This window comes from Celeribacter sp. PS-C1, assembly GCF_019429625.1.
GTDB lineage: Bacteria > Pseudomonadota > Alphaproteobacteria > Rhodobacterales > Rhodobacteraceae > Celeribacter.
The window spans coordinates 294,499-317,361 of record NZ_JAHXRW010000003.1 but is presented as its reverse complement, the minus strand read 5'-3'; the positions used below and the strand labels follow the sequence as shown (position 1 = coordinate 317,361).

Below are 22,863 nucleotides of genomic sequence, written 5' to 3'. Positions count from 1 at the left end.
CTGCATTTCGCCAGCATTAGGGTCTAATCACCCAGCCCGTTCCGCCCCGCACATAGGTCCGTGGCGGGCCGGGCAGAAAGCCATTCCCTTCCATCGCGCTCCAAACAGTCACGGACAGCGCGCCGTCCCGTTTCAGGTCGATCTGGTTAAAGGTGTTGGGCGTGCCGCGTGTGCGGGTCGAGAGCGCTGTGCCTGCCTGAACGAACAAAACGCCGGGAACTTGCGTAAAGGGTATGGCCTGCGCGCTGTGCAAATGCCCCGACAGCACCAGATCTGCGCCTGCCGCCGAGAGCGCGGTGAGTGCTGCCTTGGCGCCTCGGGTTTTCGGTTTGTCCAATGTCGGCGGCTGTTCCAGCGGATGGTGCAGCACGGCGACACGCAATCGGCCTTCATCTGTTCCGAAATGCTCCATCATCCGAGTGAGATGCCGCTCTGAAAATTTGCCGCTTTGCCAAGCAAAGGGGTTCACCGTGTTGACGCCGACGACCTGCAGCTCGGGTGTCTCGAACGTGGGTTCCAGATCGTTTGAAATCGCTCGTTTGTAGCGTGCGAAGGGGGCGAGCCAACGCATAAAGAGATTGTCCAAAGGTGTATCGTGATTGCCGGGCACCGAGAGAACAGGCGCGTCTATGGCCTCGACGAAGGCCTTCGCTTTCTCGAACTGGCCGCGTCGGGCGCGCTGGGTGAAATCGCCGGAAATGACCACCAATGTCGGCTCTTGTCGGGAGATTGTGCGCAAAAGAGGCCCGGCCAGCGCCGGATCGGTGCGGCCAAAATGCAGATCGGACAGGTGGATTAGTCGGGTCATGCGGCGATGTCTTTCTCCGAGCTTTTGGGCGTGAGAATGCGCAAAGATGCCTCGCTCATCGACAGGGTCAGAGGCGCCGACAACCGCGCCTTTTCACCGTCGAAAGCGGTCAGAAAGGGGGGCTGCGCCTTGCCCTGATGTTCGATCGACAGTTCCTGCGCGCGAATGAGAGTAAAATCCTGTCGCGGCGGCATTTTGCGCGCCGCCAGTGTCACGGCGAGGCGCAAGAGGTCGAGGCGCGAGCGGGCATGGATGACAAAGGTCGCAAACCCGTCCTCCGAGATGGTCGCAGCGCCATCAAGACCGAAGACCTCCAGCTGATAGGCAGAGCGCGCAATGAAGACGAGAGGCGTCTTTACCTCATGCGTTGTGCCATCCGCTGTGATCGACAATTTCATCCGATGCTGGGTCTGAAGGATCGTCTTGATCACGGACCAATAGGCGACCACGCGATGCCGTCCCCAACGGTCGTAAATCGCCTCGCGCTTTTTCAGGATTGCGGGGTAGACGCCCAGAGAGGCGTTGTTGAGAAAGGCGCGGCCATTGACCTGTCCGATGCGAATGTCATGGGTCACGCCATCGCGGAGCTGGGCGGCGGCCTCTTCGGGCACTTCTGAGAGCCCAAGTCCACGGGTGAAATAGTTGAAGGTGCCCATCGGCAAGACGCCCATCGGCACATCACGGCCCAGCATGGCATTTGCAATCGCCATGGCCGTCCCGTCGCCGCCCGCCGATATGATCGCCTCGGCGCCTTCGTTGATTTTGTGGTCGATCAGGTCGTTCAGATCGGTGTGGGGATCGAGGGTGATCACTTCACAGTCTGCACCAAAGGCGGCGCAGGCGCGATCAAGGGCCTCTGCGTCCTGAGAGTTGGTGCCGGAGTGGCGATTGGCAAAAATGACGGCGCGCATGGGGTCTCCAAAGCAGCTGGATAAGCGTCGGGTTCCCGTTTCAACGCCCGAGGCGCGGAATGGTTGCATCTGGCCTGAAAGCGCTTTTGGCGCTAAAGCCTCCGCCATGACCCAGAACACCACGCCCGAACGATTCTCCTTTTCCTTGAACGCCACCGACGGCAAGGCGCGCACCGGCGTGATCTCGACGCCGCGGGGCGAGATCCGCACGCCAGCCTTCATGCCTGTGGGCACGGCGGCGACCGTCAAGGCGATGATGCCCGAGAGCGTGCGCGCGACCGGCGCCGACATCCTTTTGGGCAACACCTATCACCTGATGCTGCGCCCGACGGCGGAACGGATCGCGCGTCTTGGCGGGCTGCACAAGTTCATGAATTGGGAACGGCCCATTCTGACGGACAGCGGCGGGTTTCAGGTCATGAGCCTCGCCGATCTGCGCAAGCTGACGGAAAGGGGCGTGACCTTTCGCTCGCATGTCGATGGCTCCAAACATGAGCTGACGCCGGAGCGATCGATGGAGATTCAAAAGCTCCTTGGCTCCGACATTGTGATGTGTTTCGACGAATGCCCCGCGCTTCCGGCGGATCGCGACCGGATCGCGGAGTCGATGCGGCTGTCGATGCGGTGGGCGGCGCGGTCCAAGGACGCGTTTGGCGACCGTCCGGGGCATGCGCTGTTCGGCATTCAGCAAGGTGGGCTGGAACAGGATTTCCGCGAAGAGAGCGCTGAGGCTTTGAAAGAGATCGGGTTCGATGGCTACGCACTTGGCGGGTTGGCCGTGGGCGAGGGGCAGGAGGCCATGTTCGCCACGCTCGATTTCGCGCCCGATATGTTGCCGACGGACAAGCCGCGCTATCTGATGGGCGTGGGCAAACCCGATGACATCGTCGGCGCCGTGAAACGTGGCATCGACATGATGGATTGCGTGCTGCCCTCGCGTTCGGGGCGCACAGGCCAGGCCTGGACCCGTCGCGGTCAGGTGAACATCAAGAACGCGCGTCACGCCGATGATCCGCGTCCGCTGGATGAACAGTGCACATGCCCGGCGTGCAGCCATTATTCGCGCGCCTATCTGCACCATGTCTTCCGCAGCCAGGAGATGATCTCCGGCATGCTTTTGACCTGGCACAACCTGCATTATTTTCAGGAAATCATGCAAGGCATGCGCGATGCGATTGCGGCAGGAACGTTTGTGCAATGGGAAGCCGACTTCCATGCGAAACGCGCTGAGGGCGATATTGAGCCGCTTTGAGGTTCTTCGCCTTAAATTGTCCACAGCATCTTGATCTCCTGTGAACTCAGGTGCGGGAAAAAGAGGCATAGATCGGGGTTGTCGATAACCCCTCCATTTTCTTGCTTTTTCTGTAAAATGCCGGGTTTTAAGAGCGTTTTTGCGCTTTTTAATGAGGAAAACCCGCGCTTTCGGGGCAATTCTGCCCTTGCGAGACCCTAAGATGAGGGGCAAACTGAATATCAGCCGCAACTTGACTTGGTTGAAATCACGGGGGCAGGCCCCCAGATATTGTTACCAAGACAGGAAAGAGCGTATGGCTGCCGCTTTGGGGCCCGGCTCTTTTGCCAAGATAAGGAATGACAATGCACGAGCAACTCCAATCCTATCCCGTTCTGCCGCTGCGCGACATTGTGGTGTTTCCACATATGGTCGTGCCGCTCTTTGTGGGACGCGAAAAATCCGTGAAAGCGCTCGAAGAGGTCATGGCGCAGGACAAGCAGATTCTGTTGTCCGCCCAGATCGATCCGGCCGTGGATGACCCGGACACAGACGGCATCTACCGTGTCGGCGTGCTGGCCAATGTGCTGCAACTTCTGAAGCTTCCCGACGGCACCGTCAAAGTTCTGGTCGAGGGCGAGAGCCGGGTGAAACTGACCCGCTTTCTCGACAACGACAGCCATTTCGAGGCCGAAATTGCCCCGCTTGAAGAAAGCGAAGGCGATGCGGAAGCCGTGGCGGCGCTCTTGCGTTCCGTGCGCGAAGAGTTCGAACATTACGCTAAGGTGAAAAAGAACGTCCCCGAGGAAGCAATGGTCGCCGTCTCCGAGACGCGCGAACCGGCGAAGCTTGCCGATCTCGTGGCGGGGCATCTGGGCGTTGAAGTCGAACAGAAACAGAAGCTTCTGGAAACGCTGGCGGTCGATGAGCGCCTTGAGGCGGTCTATGGCCTAATGCAAGGCGAAATGTCCGTGTTGCAGGTCGAGAAAAAGATCAAAACCCGCGTCAAATCCCAGATGGAGCGCACCCAGCGCGAATACTATCTGAATGAGCAGATGAAGGCCATTCAGAAGGAATTGGGCGATGGCGACGATGGGGCCGGCGAGATCGCCGAGCTCGAAGATAAAATCGCCGCGACTAAACTGTCGAAAGAGGCCGCCGAGAAGGCCGAGGCCGAGCTCAAGAAGCTCAAGAACATGTCGCCGATGTCGGCGGAGGCCACGGTGGTGCGCAACTATCTCGACTGGATGTTGTCTATCCCGTGGGGCACGAAATCGCGCGTGAAAAAGGACCTCGGCCGTGCCGAGGAGATCCTCGACGCCGATCACTACGGGCTTGAAAAGGTCAAGGAACGCATCGTCGAATATCTCGCGGTGCAGCAGCGCTCGAAAAAGCTGAAAGGCCCGATCATGTGCCTCGTCGGCCCGCCGGGCGTGGGTAAGACATCTTTGGGCAAATCGGTCGCCAAGGCCACGGGGCGCGAGTTCATTCGCATCTCGCTGGGTGGCGTGCGCGACGAGTCCGAGATTCGCGGTCACCGTCGGACCTATATCGGCTCCATGCCGGGAAAAATCATCCAAGCCTTGAAAAAGGCGAAGACGACGAACCCGCTCATCTTGCTCGACGAGATCGACAAAATGGGGCAGGACTTCCGTGGCGACCCTGCCTCGGCTATGCTCGAAGTGCTTGATCCGGAACAGAACTCCACGTTCGTGGATCACTATATGGAGGTCGAATACGATCTCTCCAACGTGATGTTCCTGACCACGTCGAACAGTTACAACATGCCGGGGCCGCTTCTCGACCGGATGGAGATCATTCCGCTCTCGGGCTACACCGAAGAGGAAAAGGCCGAGATCGCGAAACAGCATTTGCTGCCGAAACAGGTAAAAAACCACGGCCTAAAAGCTAAGGAATTCTCTGTCACGGATGGGGCGATCATGGATGTGATCCGCTACTACACCCGTGAGGCTGGCGTGCGGAATCTGGAGCGTGAATTCGCCAAGATCGCCCGCAAGGCGGTGACGAAGATCATCAAGAAAGAGGTCGACAGCGTGCAGGTCACGCCGGAGAACCTCGAAGAGTTCTTGGGGGTCAAAAAGTTCCGCTATGGTCTGGCCGAGAAAGAGGATCAGATCGGCGTTGTGACCGGATTGGCCTACACTTCGGTCGGTGGCGATCTGTTGCAGATTGAGGCGCTGAAACTGCCGGGTAAAGGCCGGATGAAGACCACTGGGAAACTGGGCGATGTGATGAAGGAATCCATCGATGCGGCCAGCTCCTATGTGCGCTCGATTGCGCCCTCGATCGGGGTAAAGCCGCCGCTGTTCGATACGATGGACATCCACGTCCACGTGCCGGACGGCGCGACGCCGAAGGACGGGCCCTCCGCGGGTCTGGCGATGGTCACCACCATTGTCTCCGTTCTGACGCAAATCCCGGTGCGCAAAGACATTGCCATGACGGGTGAGGTGTCCTTGCGTGGCAATGCGACGGCCATCGGTGGTCTCAAAGAAAAACTCCTCGCTGCGCTGCGAGGGGGGATCAAAACCGTGCTTATCCCTGAGGAGAACGTCAAGGATCTGGCGGACATCCCGGACAACGTCAAAGAGGGGCTGGAAATCATCCCCGTGACGCATGTGTCCGAGGTGCTCAAACACGCGCTGGTGCGTCAGCCTGAGCCGATTGAATGGGACGATGCCGCGGAAGAGGCCGCGCGTCTGGCCAAGATTTCTTCGACCGGTGAAGGGCAAGGCGCAGTCGCGCATTGATCCTGATCTGGAAACAATGACTTTGCGAAAGCCGGCCTTCGGGTCGGCTTTTGTTATTTTGGATGATGTGGTTTTTTCGTTTCACGGCTGTGGTTTAGGCGTGTCTTTTACGGGCAACTTCATGTCACGAAACATGTATTTGGCCGTTGCAACCCAGGGGCTGCGGGCGCTAAGGTTTCCGTAAGTGCTACAATGCCCAAGAGAGTTTTATAGCAGCGCGGACAACAGTTTCTTCTTAAGAAGCGAAAGTAAGACAGCGTATCTCGCGCTAAAGGCCATGAAGCGGTCTGCGCAATCGACTGATACATCAACAAGGACTATTTCTGTGACTTCGACAGCCAAAAAGATAAAAACGTTAAAGAAAACTGTGCCAGCCTCGACTGAACCCGCACCAGTCGAAGCCCCAGCAACGAGCTTGGTGATGGCCCTGAAGAAAAAAGACCTGATCGCAAAGGTGTGCGAGGCCTCCGGTGTCAAGCGGTCGGAGGCGAAGAAGGTCATTGAGGCAACATTGAAAGAGCTGGGCGACGCCCTTCAACGCGAAGAAGAATTGAACCTGCCGCCGCTCGGTAAAATGAGTGTCAACCGTGTGCGTGAGGGCTCTGGCGCGCATATCGTGGTCGCCAAATTGCGTCGCCCCAAGACGATGCTTGAGGGGGATGCCAAGGCGGAGACCTCCTCTGAGAGCGATGTCGACCACGAGGCTTGAGAGGGTTTCGAGGAAAGCGGAATTTTCTCGGAAAAACCTCTTGCATAGGGTTTGGGCAAAGGCTAAACACCGCGCCACGGCGGGTGATTAGCTCAGTGGTAGAGCGCTTCGTTCACATCGAAGATGTCAGGAGTTCAAATCTCTTATCACCCACCATTAAATTTTCCCTTCTAGATCAATGTGTTTTGGCAAGGCTCGTTAGTTTGGCATTTTTTGTGTGCCAGATTTGTGTCAGAGCCTTGCCGGTTATCGTCTGAATCACCCTTCTAATAGTGATCGAGCGGTTTCAAGAACATCACTACTCTCAAGATGGGCATACTTCGCTGACATTGCCGCTGTAGTGTGTCCTAGGAGGACAGCAATGTCGCTTAAGGGCATTCCCCTTTTTCGCAGGCGTGTCGCATAAGTGTCTCTCAAGGAGTGTATGGTTGCTTTGCCCCGCTGAGCGGTCTTCTGAGGGCTGTTGTTGCAGACACCATCGATCACTCTGTTCAGGTGCTTAATTGCCCATTCCATCTTCTCGAAGGGCTGCTCTTGACCCTTTAGGGCTTCGAACACCTTGAGGACCCGCTGGGTTATTGGGACTAGGGAGAGGCTCTCAGTCTTGGGGCGGTAGACCTCGATTGTAGAGCGCTTCGTGTCGATGTCTTCCCAAGCTAAGTTAGTGGCTTCTCGTAGGCGCATCCCAGTATCGATCAGGACCAAAAAGAGGTTTAGGGCTTTCTGGTCTGTGATGGTGTTCTCTGTACTGAGGCGAGTGACGATTTTGGCTTCCTCGGCGTCGGTGAGGTAGCGTGTTTTTACGAAGCCTTTGAGTTTTGGCATTTCCAAATCTCGATTGGTTTTATGGGTTTTTGCCACTCGGTTTGCAGCGCGAAAGAGGGCCTTGAGTTCCCCTCGGATCGTGTTCGCCTTCTTTCTCAGTCGTTTGCGCTCTGACACGTACTGCTCAATGTCGATGTCTGTAAGTGACGACAGCAGCTTCTCTTTGCCAAAGAAGTCGAAGAGGTGATTTGAGGCCGAGGTGTAGAGCCGTTTGGTTTGGCCTGAAACTTCGCTAAGGGTTACCCAGAAAGCGTCTTCCAGAGTGATTTCAGCCTTTTCGCCAAACTGGCTATTATTAAGGGCGTTATTGTATTTCTCTGACAAAAAGCGTTTGGCCCCTTGCTGATCTGCGAGTTGCCGCTTGGTTGAACCCCGATAGCGCTTGCCGTTCGCCGTGAATGAGTACCACCAATAGGGGGACCCGGTACGTTTATAGAGTTTCATTGGATATCTCCGTAGAAAGCCCCGAGCACGTCTTTGCAGCCCGATTGCTAAACGCAATGAGGCGGATGGGCTTCGTGATGTTCGGGGAATTTGATTTTAAGAGCGGTGCAGCCTTTGATGCGGCTTCACTGCTCCAGTATGGGGCTATTGCTCCACAAAACTGTCACAGGAGGGGGAACAGATGGCGGTCTAAAATCTATGTAGCCCAGCAGCTTCAATGAGTTAGGGACGTCGAATTTTTTGCGACCCACTTCGGTTAATATCGGCTTGCCTCGAGGCTTGCTTCAAAGAGGCGTTCAGGGACTTGGATAGGCTGCTCGGAGTTTGTGTTGCACAACCATAAGTGGAAATTAGAGGTTGGAGCTCCATGCTGCCATTCGGACTACTGAGAGATTTGATGAAATGGGTGGGTTGCGGACATTCGCTACGGGGACGAAATCCAAATGTGAACCTTGGAAAGCAGTCATTCTTGTCGGAACTACTCCCACCCTAAGCGTCAATCTCACCCATTTAGGTTTCACGAGATATAAACACCATCTGGACACGGTGTGGTTGAGGGGGCACTCTCAATGCAAAATCAAGAAATGTGAGTAGTACGTTGTCAAAAGATGATTTCCCGACACCCTCTGAGTTTATGCGGGGGCGACGTCCGGAACAGTTTTCAGACTCGCGCGTCGAAGAGAACATCGAATTGGATGCAGGCTTTCTTGAGTACAAGCTGGAAAGCATAACAAGCCGCAGTGAAGAAAAGCAATTCGAACATCTCGCGAGGCGTCTCGCTGAACGACTGATCTGCCCTAACCTCATACCTCAGACTGGGCCGACTGGCGGTGGCGACAGCAAAGTTGATACCGAGACATATCCTGTTCACGAGGATATTTCGTCTCGTTGGTACGAGGGAAACGCGGAAGCAGCGAACGAGCGCTGGGGGTTTGCCGTAAGCGCAAAGAAGCAGTGGCAAGGCAAGCTTCGTTCAGACATGGCTTCCATCGCATCCACCGGTCGCGGCTATAGAGTAGCGTATTTTGTTTCCAATCAATTCATTAGTGACAAATCCAAGTCGAAATTTCAGGACGAGCTTTCAAAGGAGCATGGGTTCGAGGTCCGAATTCTTGACCGTACTTGGCTGATGGAAGCGATCATTGAAAAGGGCAACGAGGATATTGCTGCTCAGGCACTGAATCTGTCGAACTTCACGGCTTCGAAGAAGATTGGTCCTAACGATCTTTCCAAACAGGAAGCTTTGGACGAGCTCGAAAACCAAATCTCTGACACGGGCAGATATCAGGGAGTTGAATATCAACTTGTTGAGGATTGCATCTCAGCAGCGATTATTTCAAGGGAACTCGAGCTTGACCGGCACATTACGGAAGGTCGGCATGAACGTGCCATACGGCTTGCTAGGGAGCATGGAACAGAACGTCAGATCGCCAGTGCATTGTATCAAAAGGCGTGGACTGCGGTGTACTGGCACGATGATTTTGATGTCCTGCTTGGCGTCTATGATGAAATCGAGGCATTCTCCCTTGGTAGCAGAAATTCGTCGGACATAGAGAGGGCAATCAACCTTTGGCAGACCCTGCACACTGCGGTCATTTCTGAAGCGCTTTCCTTGAAAGAAACTAAGCTGGTCGATAGGGCAAATCGCCTGATCCATCACATGGAAGGGCTTTCCAGTGACACGGATAGGCCAAACAACGCAGCAAACTCAAAATGGCTTATGTTGGGGATGCAGATTGTCCAACATGCTGCCGACGAAATCCAGCGAGACAAGCTACTGAGAGATTTTGGCGACTTGTTGGTGGGGTCACAGCATCTCGGAGGCTTCGAATTCAATCGGGCATATGAGTACTTTGAGGTACTTGGCACACCCTTTGGCGAATTGGAGGTTTACGATGAGGTATTCGAGCAAGTGCTCCCTGTTTACCAAGAACGGCATAGCGATGTGGCCGTTGCAGATAAGCTCTTCAATCGCGGCATAGACAAACTTCGCGCTGACAAGGTCATCTCTGGCATCGACCTTCTGGGGCGAGCGTTACCGAAGTTAATTAAGGCAGAGAAAAAGGAGCGCATGGTTCGCTGCCTCGCAGCGTTGGCTTCAGCTTACAGCTCAATGGACTTGTTTTGGGCTGCATACGCTAACCACATGTCAGCACTTTCGATCCTGATCCAAGACTTCGGCGAAACCAGAGAAATCGATCCGTTGTTGCCCATGTTGCTGGAAAAAATGTTCTGGGGGGAAATCTCAACAGGACGCATCCCACATGCGCTGTGGTGTCTGGAATTGCAAATCTCGACCTTAAGGCAAACAGGCCTTGATGAAGAAGATGAAGGATTTCAGGAAGACTACCAGTTGAAGGGCGGGGTACTGGCAATGCTCCTGCTGAAGGCGGATGCTAGCCAGTTGAACGAGTTCACAGGTCTAGTGGATTTCTTTGAGCAGAATGGTCTGATTGCTTGTTCGCTAGCTCTATTGTTCGCTTTTGGAGGTCCTGATTACCTTCGGCAGCACGAATACGTCCCAGATTCTGAAAGTGACACAGAGATTTGGGAGATGATGAAGAGGCTGTGGGATCAGCCTGCGCAAGATAGTTTGCCTCAACGTATTGACACGTTTGGAGGCAAGAGCGTGAGCCTGATATCTCGGTTGTTGGGAACGCGATGGGAAATTGTGTGCCAGCACAATCCTTGGTGCGTGAGAATTGGCGAAAGCTATATAGGCTTCCTCGAAGCTTTTCTCGCCACCAGCCTTTCTCATCAGGCGATAGGCACGAGGGAACGAGCAAAGATGCGTTTCCAATTGGCGTCCGAAGGCGAAGCTTGCCCAAATGAACAGGGATTGGAACTTCGCCTTGGATCGGGAAGCGAGTTAGCCACAGTAGTGATATGGCCGGAGAGATTTCCGTTAGGCGGCCTTAGAACAGACAAGTTACGTGACTTCTTCGTATATTCGCTGGTGAACATACTGCCCAAAATTTTGTTTCCGAAAGACACTAAAGCGTTCTTGGATGTCGTTACCGGATCAGAGGAGGGTTTACCTCGTTCGCTTATGTTCGCCGATGTCTTGGCGAGTTCATCAAATGTTTTCGATGACTGCAGCTCCCCATCCCTGACTGACTGGACGGGTGGGGGCGAGAGCTATGAAATAGTTGCTGATCCACCCTGCAACCTTGCTTTGCAGTCAATAATGTCTCTCCGACAGCAGAAGAATAAGGAGGAGATGAAATTTGGGGAAGGCGCGCCACCCGAAGATTTTCTTGAAGACACACCTCTTAAGCACGGCGCTTACCAGACCCTGTCAATGGTGGATATTGAACTGTGGCAAGAGGCTGGTTGGGAGGGGGTAGGAGTTGCTCTTCAGCCTGACCTACCGAATACACCACCCTTCTTGGGTCTTCTATTTGGAAACGGCGAAGCCGGACGACGCATCTTTGAGAACTGGATTTCCGACATCGGGCGGGAGGATTCAAATGAGAAAATTCGCATTGTGATACTAACCGGAGTCGAAAAGTCGAACCCCAACGCCTACACGTTGGCTGTGAGTTCAAATATCGACAAAGCGCAATTCAAGGAGCTTGATCGCATCTTTGTGACCTCGAAGATGAAGACCATGGAGAACCCGGACCCACGAAACCTAGAGAATTTTGGCAGAGCATTCGCGGCATCTCAGAGATATGCCTTGGTGCCGGTGACCCTATTCGACGATGGAAGGCCACCTGACTTCCACTTTGATCTTTCGATTCTGAAACGCGAAGTTGTGATCAGGGAAGCTTGGACCGTCGGACTCAATGATCCTGATGGCATGGCTGTTTCCCCAAACATAGATCCAATCATCCCACAAGGTCAGGAGAATGCGCCGATACTAGAGTTGATTGAGTGGCAGAAGAAACGCGACCGGTGAACTCAAGACATTGAGAAATCATTAATCCAAAGGTGGCATATTTGACACGTACTAAGTCGAGCAGGCGCAGCGAACGGCTGCTATACGAAGAATGTGCACTTTCAAAGCTACGCGAAGGGCGAAGAATGGATTTCTGCCTCTAAATTCTAGAACTGCAGTTAGGAGCACGTTAGCAACAGTGTATCCTCTAAGTACCTGTAGGGTTGATCTCCCGGTTTTTGTTGTGAGAGAAAACGATGTCAAAAAATCAATTGAGTAATGGTCTGAATGGGGTAGCTTTTGGCATAGTGCTCGAAGACGTAGCTGCCGAACATTTAGTTGAAGTCGACATTGGACAAGGTTGGGTCTTTAGTAAAGCGTCACAGGATGAGCAATTAGCCTGCAGGGATTATGTCAATAGAATTAATAGTCTTCTAAGCTCGAATGACTTCCCCAAAACGCCGCAAGAGTGTAATTTTGTCCCCTCTGAGGATGGGAATGGTTTTACTATAAATCAAATTTCGTCCCCCGATGAGTGGCGGTACTGTGTGGTGAGGCCCAGCAGCAACGCCACACTCCAGACCCACATGGTTACTGAGGCACTGAGAATTTCCAATGCGGAGCTGACTGTTGAGCATTGGGGGATGGAGATGGGAAGCTTCCGTGGTTTTCGATCATCTTCTTCAGTGCCTTATCCGACTTTCAAGCTAGTGGATTTTGATAACAGGCCGAAAAGTATTGATTTTAGCGAGTTGAAGGAATGTTTGGACCTAAGAGCGAGCTTGGATGAGGGCCGCTTTAGATCGATTTCGTTAGCCCTCGAGCGTTTTTTGAGTCTAGGGAGACTTCCACGGTCTGATATGAAGGTGCTCGGCTATTTTTCGATTATCGAAGGTTTGCTAAGTCACTCACCAAAATCAAGCGAAAGTGCAGATAGCATTTCCAGACAACTTAAGAGGAATTTGATCCTCATCGAAAATCGTCTTCCAGCGAGCGAACCGATTGGGCTGATAGGAAAAGACGGTACGCAGCCATCGAAGTTCATTTCAAATATGTATAGTTATCGTAGTGACCTCGCGCATGGGAACAGCTCGACGACTACGGAAAATGCGTTAGCTAAAAGTCTAGGAATAGAGAAGGGCCCTGATCGGGAAACCGGTATTGATAGCTTTTTGAGAACCCTTGTGCGACGCATCTTGAAGCAGTCCCTTCGAGAACCTCAACTGATAACAGACCTAAAGGGATAATCGCTCGACTAAGAGTGCATCCTAGGCCAATTTGGTGCAGAAAAGTGAGCTAGGACGGTGGACCGCTTTGGGCAGGGACCGGCCATCCGCTACGCCTCGCTCGAAGGTTGGCTCAGGTCCGAAAAGGTCTTCTCAACGCTCCAACTGCTTAAAGGTCTGGCGGCCCAACTCTTTGGACCGCCTCAAGTCACCTTTTGGGATCACTCCAGAATCCGATACACGGACCTCTCCGAAACCCCGATCTCCTTGGCGATGTCCCTCTTGGTCATACCCTGAGCCAGTAGGCGTTGGGCCTCTTGGACCTTAAGGCGGGCTGTGGGTTTCCTCCCTCGGTACTTGCCTTCCTGCTTCGCCTTTCGGATGCCTTCACGTTGCCGCTCCAGCATCATCTCTCGTTCGAACTGTGCTACAGACCCTAAAAGGTTGAGCATGAGCTTCCCTGTGGCATTGGTGGTGTCCAAGCCCAAGTTCAAAATTCGTAGCCCTACGTTCTTCGCCTCCAGTTCCTCTACGATTTCTCCAAGGTGCCGCACAGAGCGGGCCAAACGGTCCAGCTTTGTAACGACAATGGTGTCTCCCTCTCGCGCGTAGTCCAGAGCGGCCCTGAGGGCGTCCCTGAGGCCCACAGAGCTTGTTTGCTCCTCCCAGAGCCTTTCGCATCCAATGGCCGTTAGGGACTCTCTCTGAGCCTCTAGGCCTGCCTTCTGTTCTAGTGTCGATGTACGAGCGTATCCGATGAGCATGTGTCTGCCCTCCTATGTCTGCCAATGAAATCTTAGGAGCGGGGGCAGGGTGTCTGCCAAAAGTCGAAACCCACTCCATATTCAGGCCATTCCGCCACAAAACCGACACGCCATAGGGGCACGGTCTATTGGCAGACTGCGAAGGGCCTTGAAAACAAGGGGGCATTTTTGGGTTTGAGTTCTGAAGGGCTGGGGGGATGCAGAAAGCGACTTCAAAAAGAGGGGGTTATTATTGTTCTTATTGTTGTTGGTCATAGGAGGCGTCGGTTGTCTAACGGACAGAGCGTATTGTCAGCCAATTGCCCCACGCATATCATTAAGGTTGCCAATAAGCCCAAATTGGATTGCGCATGCGACATGCTCTGAGTCATGACGCCCACTTCCAGCAGTACGCAGCGTCTGGATTTTCTTCCAAGAAGATTCCCACATCCGTGATTTCTCGGTTGCGTTGGAAATCAAATGCAGCGGAGAATAGAGCCGTGATAGCGATGTGTTTTACCTTCGCAATATTTGGCGAATTTGATCGGGTCACAGCTTTTCGATCCAAATCTGTGTAGCTTCTATATGTTTGAGAACACGCAATGATCCTGTACAAAACCATCGCCCTAAAGTTCGGTCACCATCTCGAAAACGGGCAGCCTGTGAACATGCGTGGACCTGATGGAAAGTTGGTCTCGCCTGAGGAGACCCGTCAGCACTGGCGAAATGTTCTTGGTGACCTCTCCTCGGCAAAAATCTATTTGCTAGACCACAATGCGGCGAATTATCTCGACTCCCTGAGAATGGATGTTCAAGGCATGCCATGGGAGAACCGACCAGAGTCTTTCATTCAAAACTATGTCCGTGATGTCGACTTTCCGCGTGATCTCATATGGGTCGAATACGACGACCGCAAACTGTGGGAAGATCGGGCTAGGCGAGGACTATCAACGCAAAGTGAAGTAGACCTGAGCAACCGCCACCAACGAGGATTCCTCTTTGATAATAGGTCGCCAGAAAAGCTAACCGTCCGTCTTTTTTCCTCAATAACTGACGCCCTATTCCAAGACGCGCCTTTTGCCCTAGAGATATCAAAGGCAGAGGATGGCCGTCCTGACTTTGGCAACGTCCGTTGGACTCCCCAAAGGACTGTAATCGCAGGACTTATGCGGGCAGGTTTTCTTCCAAATGAATCTTCTGTGAGGGAACATTTCAAGGAACACAAAGGGCACCTAACCTACGAAATGGTAGTTGGATTTATGCTCTTTGCAGCTCTTGCAGCACGTGAAGACGATCTATTGTCCGAAGAGGTTGCAAGCCTAACGAGCTCTCAGGCCAAGACCGCAAGGAAATTTGGTAAGACTTGGATGACGGAAACGCTAAAGTCCCACGTCACCGTTCGAATTGGCCCGGCAGCCGAGCGACACCTGACTGAGCAAAAGGCAAGGCGTCGATTTGAGGCGGGACAGGCAGCAAGCCGTGCTGCGCCGACAGAGCATTGGGTGGCTGAACATGAGAGACGGTATTCGAACGGAAAAGTGGTGCGCGTTCGACAGCACAAGCGTGGACAATCTCCAGATAGGGCTTTGCCAACTCGCGTCGTTGGGCCCAGTATATAGCCTTGTGTTAGTGTCAGCCGTTTTGGGGCGTTCTCGTGATACTTTGTCTGTTTGCGGCCGAGAGTTGACATTCGTCCTGCTGCGCTGATGCTCCTGCCTCACCCTACGCTGCTGCCATTCGAGGCATCTGATCGAATACGGCTAAGTTAGACGCTTGGAACGCATACAAATCTGCTAGCAATTTCTCACAGAAGGTATCGGTAGTAAGTAGGTATCTTACATGTAGCGCTCGAGGTTGATCAAACACCGATGAATATTTGAAAGAAGAGTTGCCGTGTCTTTTATTTTTAGCCGCCGGTTCATTCAATCGGCCATCAATGAAGTTCGAAACGGACTGACGCGTGATCAAACGACTGATTTGGTCACGAGACTCAATAAACTTGATGATGGTCGCCTACCTGCGATGTGGGAGGCTGTGGTTCTTAGTGCATTCGTTGGTTTGCCTGATTTTGCCCACGAGGTTCCACTGGATGATGGTCGTAAACCCGACTTCCGATTCCTGCTTCCAGGCAGTGGCATCGAAGTCGTCGGCGATGTGCGATGTATTTCCGACAGAGGATATCACAAAAAAAATCCGATTGACCGTCTGATGACAGAAGTTGGACGCGTCGCCCAGAAGCACGGATCGGATGTCTCTCAGTTTGACGTTTACGTGCCAGGGTTTTCCGAAGGGAAGCATGCTCGGCGCAAGACTGTTCTAAGATTGCCAAAAGGGCAGTCTCTGGTTGAATTTAGCAAATGGTCGCTTGAGCCGTACATCCAAGAACGTCTCAGGCGAAATGATTTTGGGACTAAAAAGGTTTTCAAAACCGAAGACTATCACGTGGAGATTACCTTCAAAGAACGAACAGGACATTCGACCTTCGGTCACGCATCCTATGTTGAGGCGCATACGACAAACTCCAACCCAGTTTGGAAAGCGTTGAAAGATAAAGCTGATCAACTAAAGGCCGTACCCGCTGATGCTATGCGCCTTATTGTTTTATGTGACGGCGGGTGCTCGGTGATGTCAAAAAAGGGTATTGATGGCAGCATTGTGCTGTCGGATATAGTCCAAGATTTTCTCCGCAGGAACAAAGGTGTCGACATGGTCGCGACCATGTCAGTCGAAGCCAAGCGCAACGTTTATGGCCAATACGATCTAATTAGTGTTTGGAAGACATTCAGTCGTCCAGAGTGGATTGAGGGGCAGTCTGATCGGAAACAGGCGCTTGTTGATGTGAAGGCGGTTTTGGATCAAAGGCTAAAATCTATGCCCGAGCCGATGCTCAGTCCTCATAACGCTTACATGAACTGCGCAAAATCCGAATTTGGGAACGGAGGTATAAAAGAGATCAAGATGGGTATTCGAAGCGTGACAGTATCCGCGAAGAGCTTCCAACGATTGTTTGCTGGGGAAATCTCTTTTGACGATTTCATGCAGACTTATGGAGGTGACAGTCTGAGGCAGAAGTGTGCCTATGAATTGGCAAATGGGAACTTGATCTCTGATATAACTATAAGCCGTTCAGAGGAAAGGGACGACAGCGAGATGCAAGTTACGTTTGCGCCTGACCCTGCGATTTCACCATTCAAGTAGTCGATAAATTGCTTCTTCGAGGTAAAATGTCAGCTTTGGTGGCGAACCTTTTGATGTAGGGACTTGCAACGAGAGATTGCTTCCCGCCCGATGCCCATGATGGCATAGCCATTTGATACGATCGTCTCTGCACAATAAGCAACAATATTTTATTCGTAGTGGAATATCCATTTCGTTGAGATGATGCGAGCAATGGCTCAGAACCATGTAAGAAGACGCTATATATGAATGAAACGTTTTTTAACTGAGACTTTAAGGCTTTTTCTTTAGGTTGTCTGAGGGAGACTATAAGGCCTTTTGTATGTTCCTTAGGGCCGCCAAACCGCCCCGTATACGCTATGGTGTTTAATTTACTTATTAGAAATCACCACAATTTAGTTGGTCCCTTGGGATACTTCTTAGAGCTGGGGTATTTCCAAGGGTGGGTACTTTCTTGTTCCAGTTCTTTGCGGTTTATGTTCTCAAGGAGCGGAATAGAAGTGGCCTTTTTGAAGATGTTCGCAGCTAAGTAGCTCTATTTTGTTACGACTATGGGATGCTCATGGAACGGTTAAGGGCGAAACTTTAACTTCGAACCATGAGGCGCTTCCATATCATTACAAAGCAGTGATTGTTTCTATGAATGATAAAGAAGAGGGCCTTCTAAGTTTCGTCTCTTTGAGTTGAAGACATTTATGGAAGACCCTACAGTTCATTTCTATTAGGGGTTGTTTGAAAATCCCTGTATTATCAAATGGTAAGTGGTATGTGTGCCGATTTTATGGCACGGCCTTTCGATGCTTGCCTTTTGCCTGTGCCTTTACTTCGGTCGGGATATCCCCCTCCCAAAGCCAGCTAAGGAACAACTCCCTCATTCGCTTTGAAGGGAGGTACAAAGTGATCGGTTTTTTATCTCTGATCTGTGTTCTCCATACCCATTGGATGAGTTCTGTCAGTGCATAGTCATCTTGGGAGATTATGGAGTTTCCTCCTATCCACCGGTGGATGTTCGGGTTGAGGTACTGGTCATAGAGGTAGATTGCATGAGTGCAGTGCCTGTAGTCGTTCGTTCCTCGGGTCGTGTTGGGGAGCCATATGGCGCGCCTCTTATTGTAGCCTGTGGGAGCAAGGCGGCTCGCCTTTGCATAAGGGCCGGGAAGAAACTTGGTCTGTTCGACTCCTTCTTGGTTTCGTATTGGAGCCTTGCCTTGGTAGAACCATTTTTCCTTTGGGCAGGTGATCAAGATGTTCTCAAGGGGAATGTCTCTAAGCGCGTTTTGGCGGAGAGACTTTAGGGCCCTGCTGACTTTGTCGTTCAAGGCTTTGGCAGCGGTTGAGGTCTGCCCTGAGTAGCTGAGCTTGAGCCCGCTTAGCGAGGGGATATCCCGCACAGTGATCAGTTTTCTTGTGTCCCGAAGGAAATCTAACTCAATCTTTGGGCTTCCCTTGTCGTGGCTTGGTGTCATCCGAAGTCGGTTTAGGTAGGCCAACATGAGTGAGCCCTTAGCCTTGTATGTGTAGACGGTCAGAGATTTGCCTGCCCTCAACAGCGCCTCCGGCATTACCGCAAGGTTAATGCCGTTGTTCACGTGGTAGAGGCGTTCTGCTCCCGCTGCGTTGAAGATTGGTCTCTTGAGCGCGTCATCGATTTGTTCGACGTCGGCTTCCCATTTTGCCGTAGGGGTAATCAAACCTGACGTCGGATCGATTTCGACATAGCCAGCCCCGACGTAGAGTTCTTCCCAAGTCTTTTCCTTGACGCGATACCCATCATCAACGACGGACAAAACTTCATCGATGATTATGTTGTACCCTTCGAGCAGACCTGCATTCGCAACGTCCGTAAGTTGATCGAACATTGCATGGGTTGTGACGACACTTTTCCGCTCCCTTAGAAGCTGGATTAGATGCTCCTTCTTGGTTTCGTGCCCTTGAACGTCATCGATGATTTCTGGCTGCTGTATCGCAATTTTCGCGGTCGCTTGGATGCGAGCGCATTCCGACAGCAGTGGGGTGCAGATAAAATAGTTCTGATTGGGGTCGAGTGTCTCAATCATCTGGGTCGTCTTGCCGGTGCCGCAGGGCCGGTCAATGATCGTGGTATTTCTCATCACATTTCTCGTCATTAGATGATGCGTGGTGCCCCACGGTAGGGCGTAGGCGGAGCCTCAAAGAGGCCGCCGGTGCGCATTGCTAATGGTGAAGACCCGTCAGTCTTTAATGTGATGAAACGGCTTAGCTCATGATCGGATAGTCCTGTCTCTCGACTGCGTCTGGCGTTACTTTGAAGGAAGCCTCTCCAGAGTACAAGCCATCGGAGATCGTCTGTTTCTCGTGCCCCAAGATGTTGGCTGTGTGTGGGTCTATGGCGTTCAAAATAAGATATCTGAACGCCAATTGGGTCGTTTATTTCTGTGTGCCAAGTTTGTGCCAGAGGCGCTATTTTTTTCCTTGGATTAGTCCAACGTAAAACGGGACTGCCGCAGATTTGCAGCACTACATGTAGTATGAGGGGTATAGTGGGTACTCAACTAGCTTTCGCTAAGTTATTGATTTCTGGTCGTAAGGGCTTCCTAAACGTCCAAAAACATACCCCAAATATACAAATCGAAGATGTCAGGAGTTCAAATCTCTCATCACCCACCATTCAGTTTCTAAAGGCGTCTCTTCGGAGGCGCCTTTTTCATTTTTCGAGCTTTGAAGGTGGTTTGCGCTGTCACCTTTTCTGAAGTGGCATAGGCTCAGAAAACATTTTTTGCGGTTCTTCGCGGGGCTCGCGTGCGTGGCATCTTCAAATTTTAATTAATGCGGGCAACTCCTGCTGAGCAATTCGGGCCAATTTAAACGAATCTTCATCCCTTGGCGGCATGGATCAATGCGTGCCGGGTTTTGGACCCGATTTCAGATCACAGCTCGAACCTCTTTGTTTGGGCTGCGACTTGACCGTGACGCCAGGAGAAAAAATGAACTTTTTTAGCAGGATTAAACTGGCAAAGAAACTGCCCGTGATCATGATTGGCTTGACGGTCGTGACCATCGCAATCTCAAATTTGGTTTCTTATCGAAATGCATCGTTCTCCTTGCTCGTCGAGGCGGAAGAGGCCTTGATGACTGTCGCGGAAGCGCGCTCGCTCGAATTGGAAAGCTGGCTTGAGAGTGTTGATATCGACCTGCGCAGTCAGGCGGAAAACCCGACGGTGCTTTCAGCCCTTCGCGGTTTTGGCGAAGCCTGGGACATGATCGAGACCGACAAAACAGACTATCTGAAGAAGTGGTATATTGACGACAATCCCAACGAGATCGGCAGCAAAGACGATCTGGATTATGCACTCGATGGGTCTGCCTACAGCCAGGTGCACAAACTCTACCATAGCTATTTCCGCAAACTTGTGGACGAAAAAGGCTATTATGATGTGTTCGTCTTCTCTCTCGAAGGCGATTTGATTTACTCGGTTTTCAAGGAGCAAGACTACGCGACGAATTTCCTTGAGGGCGAATACGCGGAAAGCGGCCTCGGTCATGTTCTCCGTCAGTCCCTCGCAGGGGCGCAGAGTGATGTCTATTTTGCTGATTTCGAAAGCTATGGGCCCTCGCATGGCGCGCCGGCTGCCTTCATCGGTGCCCCGGTTTTTGATCGGAGTGGGAGCATTCGAGGTGTCATTGCCTTCCAAATGCCGATCGACAAGATCGATGCGATCACGACCCGTGGGACGGGTTTGGGACGAAGCGGTGACGCTTATCTTGTCGGTCAGGACCTGAAACTGCGCTCTGATCGTATTCACGGCGCGGAAAACGAGGTGTTGACCGTCGAAGTCACGACAGAGTCTGCAAAGAAGGCCATATCAGGCGAACCTGGCGTTCTGCGTGAGACGGAGGCTGAAGAGGGCACAGGGCACATTCACGAGCACCTCGCGGCGTTCTTTCCGATCCATTATCACGGCGCGATCTGGGGCCTTGTCGTGGAGCAAAGCATCGAGGAAATTCTCGAACCTGCCACCGAACTCGCCAACACCATGTTGTGGCAAGGCATTGTCATGACAGCCATCGTTGCGCTCGTCGCCTTCCTTATCGCCCGTGCGATCTCGCGTCCCTTGACGCGAGTGGAGGGTGCGATGCGAGCGGTATCGGACGGAAATTACTCTGTCGCAGTTCCCGGAACTGAGCGTCGTGATGAGATCGGTCAAATCGCACATGCGCTCGATGATTTTCGTCATGCTTTAGGGCGTGCAGAGCAGGCGACGCGCGATGGTCTTTTCAAAGGCGCCGCATTCGAAGGTTCATCTGCTGCGCTGATGATGATCGATCAGGATTTCAACATCACCTACATGAATTCCGCCGTCTATCATCTTTTGAAAGATCGCGAAAAAGACTTTCGTGAAATGTTCGGCAGCTTCAATGCGGAAGAAATCGTTGGCAAAAATATCGATATCTTCCATCGTGACCCAGAACGAATCCGTGGAATTCTCTCCGACACTAGCAACATGCCCTTCTCAACCGACATGAAAGTGGGGAGCGTGCATTTTGCGTTGGACGTCAACGCCGTCTTAGATCCCGATGGGATCCAGATCGGTTGCGTCATGGAGTGGAAAGACGTCACAGCTATTCGAACCAACGAAGCCGTGATCACGGCACTGGACAGTCATCAAGCGAAAGTTGAGTTCGGTGTAGACGGCCATTTGCTGAAGGCCAACGCGAACTTTTCTGAAATGCTTGGGGTGGACAAAAAGGAACTTGTCGGGAAACGCTACGATGAACTTTTTGTTTTCGATCCGAGACTTGCACAGGAGCGCGGTGCCATTTGGGATCGTCTCGGACGCGGTGAAAGCATCCTCGGTCGCTTTAAGCTTTTGGACAAAGAAGGCAACACGTCGCTGCTGGAAGGTACGTTCAGCCCAGTGAAAGATGCGTCAGGGCGCCCTTTTCGCATCATTCTTCTTGGGACAGATATCACCGAGAACCAAGCAACTCTTGTCGCCGCCGAGGCGGAACGGGAGCGCATGAAGGTCGAGCAGGATTGTGTTGTTGATGGTCTGCGTGTTGGATTGAAGAAACTCGCCTCGGGTGACCTTACCTCGCGCATTGAAGTCGCGTTTTCGGACGAATACGAAACACTTCGTGTAGATTTCAATCAGGCTATCGAAAACCTGTTGTCTGCAATGAGAAATGTCGTCGAGAACGCGGATATGATTAGAGGTGAAGCTTCGGAAATCTCCAATGCTGCGGATGATCTCTCGCGCCGTACGGAAAAGCAGGCCGCGACACTAGAAGAAACCGCAACGGCTTTGGACCAATTGACCTCCTCGGTCCGCTCCGCCGCGGACGGCGCCAATCAAGCCTCTGAAATGGTCGAGACGGCAAAGGCGAATGCAGAAGCCTCCGGGAAGGTTGTTCAAGAAGCCGTTGAGGCCATGAGCCAAATTGAGACGTCGTCGATCCAAATTTCCAAGATTACCTCGGTGATCGACGATATTGCCTTTCAGACCAATTTGCTCGCTCTGAACGCCGGAGTCGAAGCCGCGCGAGCGGGTGAGGCGGGGCGTGGTTTTGCCGTTGTAGCGTCGGAAGTGCGTGCTCTTGCCCAGCGTTCCTCTGAGGCGGCCCGCGAAATCAATGATTTGATTTCGAAATCGGGGACACTCGTGAAACGTGGTGTGAGCCTTGTTGGCGAAACAGGGGAAGCCTTGCGTGGCATCGTCGGGTCAGTGTCCGAGATTTCTCACAATGTCTCTGAAATCGCTGTTTCTGCCCGTGAGCAGTCGTCTGGACTTGCTGAGATCAATGCAGCCGTCAACCAGCTGGATCAGGTCACACAACAAAACGCCGCCATGTTTGAGCAGACTACGGCAGCCAGCCATGCCTTGACGCGTGAAGCGGAGAACCTGACTGTTACGACCTCGAGATTTTCGATCGGTGCGGTTCAGGGGGCAACGGTGAATGTCTCAGTGGCAAAGCTGGAGCGGGAAGACGCCCGCAAGCCGGCTTTGCAGACACCAAACGCTCCGATGATGACAAGCGCGACAAAGCGCGAAATCCAAGAATCCGTAAAAATGGCGGTGAATGCTTCGCCAGATGTCCCGTTTGCGGCAGAGGATGACTGGGAAGATTTCTGAGAGGAGGCTGATGCAACAGCCATTGCTC

The 22,863-nt window shown here is 52.5% G+C and carries 13 protein-coding genes and 1 tRNA gene; 9 read left to right on the top strand and 5 right to left on the bottom strand.

The window, feature by feature from the left end; translation table 11 throughout:
- Nucleotides 1-16: 16 nt before the first annotated feature.
- Both J5Y17_RS06330 and J5Y17_RS06325 read right to left on the bottom strand, forming a co-directional pair.
- A complete protein-coding gene (locus J5Y17_RS06330; protein WP_219784382.1) occupies nucleotides 17-808 on the bottom strand; it encodes a metallophosphoesterase in 792 nt (263 codons plus the stop codon).
- Nucleotides 805-1,719, bottom strand: coding sequence for a diacylglycerol kinase family protein (locus J5Y17_RS06325; RefSeq protein ID WP_219784381.1), 915 nt, complete (start codon nucleotides 1,717-1,719; stop codon nucleotides 805-807). The genes J5Y17_RS06330 and J5Y17_RS06325 overlap by 4 nt, the downstream gene beginning before the upstream one ends.
- Before the next feature lie 106 nt (nucleotides 1,720-1,825).
- On the opposite strand from J5Y17_RS06325, the gene tgt reads away from it, so the two are divergent.
- From tgt to J5Y17_RS06305, 4 genes are all read left to right on the top strand, one after another.
- Nucleotides 1,826-2,971: a tRNA guanosine(34) transglycosylase Tgt gene (tgt, locus tag J5Y17_RS06320; protein ID WP_219784380.1), complete on the top strand. Its 1,146-nt coding sequence runs from the start codon at nucleotides 1,826-1,828 to the stop codon at nucleotides 2,969-2,971.
- A gap of 344 nt (nucleotides 2,972-3,315) precedes the next feature.
- Nucleotides 3,316-5,721, top strand: a complete 2,406-nt coding sequence (lon, locus tag J5Y17_RS06315) for an endopeptidase La (protein ID WP_219784379.1) — start codon at nucleotides 3,316-3,318, stop codon at nucleotides 5,719-5,721.
- A gap of 421 nt (nucleotides 5,722-6,142) precedes the next feature.
- On the top strand, nucleotides 6,143-6,430 hold the full coding sequence (locus J5Y17_RS06310; RefSeq protein ID WP_219784378.1) for an HU family DNA-binding protein: 288 nt from the start codon (nucleotides 6,143-6,145) through the stop codon (nucleotides 6,428-6,430).
- Nucleotides 6,431-6,511: 81 nt separating this feature from the next.
- A tRNA-Val gene (locus tag J5Y17_RS06305) sits at nucleotides 6,512-6,586 on the top strand.
- 102 nt (nucleotides 6,587-6,688) lie between these two features.
- On the opposite strand, the gene J5Y17_RS06300 is transcribed toward J5Y17_RS06305, so the two are convergent.
- Nucleotides 6,689-7,699 (bottom strand): site-specific integrase, encoded by a 1,011-nt coding sequence (locus tag J5Y17_RS06300; RefSeq protein WP_219784377.1) that lies wholly within the window; start codon nucleotides 7,697-7,699, stop codon nucleotides 6,689-6,691.
- 598 nt (nucleotides 7,700-8,297) lie between these two features.
- Here J5Y17_RS06300 and J5Y17_RS06295 point away from each other — a divergent pair.
- Together J5Y17_RS06295 and J5Y17_RS06290 are read left to right on the top strand one after the other, a co-directional pair.
- On the top strand, nucleotides 8,298-11,600 hold the full coding sequence (locus J5Y17_RS06295; protein ID WP_219784376.1) for a hypothetical protein: 3,303 nt from the start codon (nucleotides 8,298-8,300) through the stop codon (nucleotides 11,598-11,600).
- 236 nt (nucleotides 11,601-11,836) lie between these two features.
- Entirely contained in the window at nucleotides 11,837-12,826 is a 990-nt protein-coding gene (locus J5Y17_RS06290) for a HEPN domain-containing protein (RefSeq protein ID WP_219784375.1), read from the top strand.
- Nucleotides 12,827-13,026: 200 nt separating this feature from the next.
- On the opposite strand, the gene J5Y17_RS06285 is transcribed toward J5Y17_RS06290, so the two are convergent.
- Nucleotides 13,027-13,569, bottom strand: a complete 543-nt coding sequence (locus J5Y17_RS06285) for a recombinase family protein (protein WP_219784374.1) — start codon at nucleotides 13,567-13,569, stop codon at nucleotides 13,027-13,029.
- Nucleotides 13,570-14,150: 581 nt separating this feature from the next.
- Here J5Y17_RS06285 and J5Y17_RS06280 point away from each other — a divergent pair.
- Both J5Y17_RS06280 and J5Y17_RS06275 read left to right on the top strand, forming a co-directional pair.
- The gene (locus J5Y17_RS06280; RefSeq protein WP_219784373.1) at nucleotides 14,151-15,167 is read left to right on the top strand and encodes a hypothetical protein; all 1,017 of its coding nucleotides are present in this window, start codon (nucleotides 14,151-14,153) and stop codon (nucleotides 15,165-15,167) included.
- A 274-nt stretch (nucleotides 15,168-15,441) separates the two neighbouring features.
- On the top strand, nucleotides 15,442-16,746 hold the full coding sequence (locus tag J5Y17_RS06275; protein WP_219784372.1) for a hypothetical protein: 1,305 nt from the start codon (nucleotides 15,442-15,444) through the stop codon (nucleotides 16,744-16,746).
- Nucleotides 16,747-17,504: 758 nt separating this feature from the next.
- On the opposite strand, the gene J5Y17_RS06270 is transcribed toward J5Y17_RS06275, so the two are convergent.
- A complete protein-coding gene (locus tag J5Y17_RS06270; protein WP_219784371.1) occupies nucleotides 17,505-18,782 on the bottom strand; it encodes a hypothetical protein in 1,278 nt (425 codons plus the stop codon).
- Nucleotides 18,783-19,688: 906 nt separating this feature from the next.
- On the opposite strand from J5Y17_RS06270, the gene J5Y17_RS19180 reads away from it, so the two are divergent.
- Nucleotides 19,689-22,835, top strand: coding sequence for a methyl-accepting chemotaxis protein (locus tag J5Y17_RS19180; protein WP_255571908.1), 3,147 nt, complete (start codon nucleotides 19,689-19,691; stop codon nucleotides 22,833-22,835).
- The last annotated feature ends 28 nt before the right edge of the window (nucleotides 22,836-22,863 follow it).